This window comes from Megasphaera sp. NM10, assembly GCF_000417505.1.
Classification (GTDB): Bacteria; Bacillota; Negativicutes; order Veillonellales; family Megasphaeraceae; genus Megasphaera; species Megasphaera intestinihominis.
Genome location: NZ_APHY01000121.1, coordinates 1 through 1397 on the forward strand (window position 1 = coordinate 1; position 1397 = coordinate 1397).

2 protein-coding genes are annotated in these 1397 nt (G+C 49.5%); one reads left to right on the forward strand and one right to left on the reverse strand.

The window, feature by feature from the left end:
* Positions 1-297 (forward strand): IS3 family transposase (locus NM10_RS12530; protein ID WP_020311908.1); only part of this gene is annotated, 297 nt, incomplete at its 5' end.
* A gap of 9 nt (positions 298-306) precedes the next feature.
* Here the strand turns inward: NM10_RS12530 and NM10_RS12535 are convergent.
* On the reverse strand, positions 307-1341 hold the full coding sequence (locus tag NM10_RS12535; RefSeq protein ID WP_020311909.1) for an IS256 family transposase: 1035 nt from the start codon (positions 1339-1341) through the stop codon (positions 307-309).
* Positions 1342-1397 lie beyond the last annotated feature (56 nt).

Genomic DNA, 1397 nt, shown 5'->3' on the forward strand with positions numbered 1-1397 from the left:
TCAGTCACCAGTGATGATTACAAGAATCTGCTTCGTAACCTCAATATCCGTCAAAGTATGGACGGCAGGAGCCGCTGGGCAGACAACATCATGATTGAACGTTGGTTCCGTAGCCTCAAAACGGAGCAGCTCTATCCGAACGAATATCGCACCCCAAGAGAGCTTCGACGTCTGATTAACCAATACGTAGATGATTACAACAACATACGGCCCCACGAGGCATTAGGCTACAAGGTTCCCAACGAGTTTTACGGTAGTGTCAAGATTCTTTCGCAAATTCATTTCATCCGCCAGTAAATATCTGCATCAGATATATGGATTTTCCTCGTCATTTGGCTGCTCAATTCCCATCTTGAATAGATGCTCCATGTCCATATAGCGTTTTGAGCCCCATTCCGAGGCATCAACATGACGAAGTCTGGCACAGACGAGCATCAAAGCACTGTTGCCGTCAGGAAAGGCACCAATGGCCCGTGTACGGCGGCGTATCTCGCGATTCACCCGTTCCTGCGCGTGGATTGCCTTGAGCATCAAGGTAACCTGCTTCATCTTAGGCTTTGGCGTCACTGTGAAGACGTTCCGGTAAAAATAGACCGTGCAGCGTTGGTATTTGGCTTCAGGAAAGACTACAGGGATGCTTTCCAGCATGCCAAGGCATTTATCGCCGATAATGAGACGCACGCCTGCAAGGCCACGGCCTTTGAGCCAGGTGAAGAAGTTCAACCAGCTTTCCCTGTCTTCTTTCATGCCTTCTGCTGCACCGAGGATCTCACGAAATCCGTCTTTGTTGACGCCAATAGCGACCAAAACGGATACATTCTGAATCTCACCACCCCAGCAGCGCTTGAGGTAAATGCCGTCGACGTAAACATACGGATATTCCTCCGTTAAAGGACGCTGACGCCATTCCTCGATGTGCTTGTATGCCTTCTGGTTGAGATTGCTGATGGTGCCAGAGGAGACCTTTGTGCCCCAAAGCAATTCGGTGATATCTTCGATACGGCGCACGGATACGCCGGCCAGGTACATCTCAATAAGGGCTTCCTCGACAGAGCATTCACGGCGTTTATAGCGCTCGATGATGGCCGTCTCAAACTGGATGCCCTTGAGCTTCGGCACGCGTAATCTGACTTCGCCGGAAGTCGTGCCAAAATTCCGCTCGTAATGACCGGAACGGTAGCCCTTACGGTCTCCCGTTCGCTCATACTTGCCAGCGCGGACGAGTTCGTCCGCCTCGTGGTCGAGCAGGGCGTTCAGTGTTTCCTCTACACTGTTGCGTACAAGATCCTTTAAATTATTCTTTATAAGATCCTCATTAAGTTGTATAATATTACCAGACATGGTCTATTGCCTCCTTACGAATTTTGTGTGGTAACTTAATTGTACTAGCGGCAATA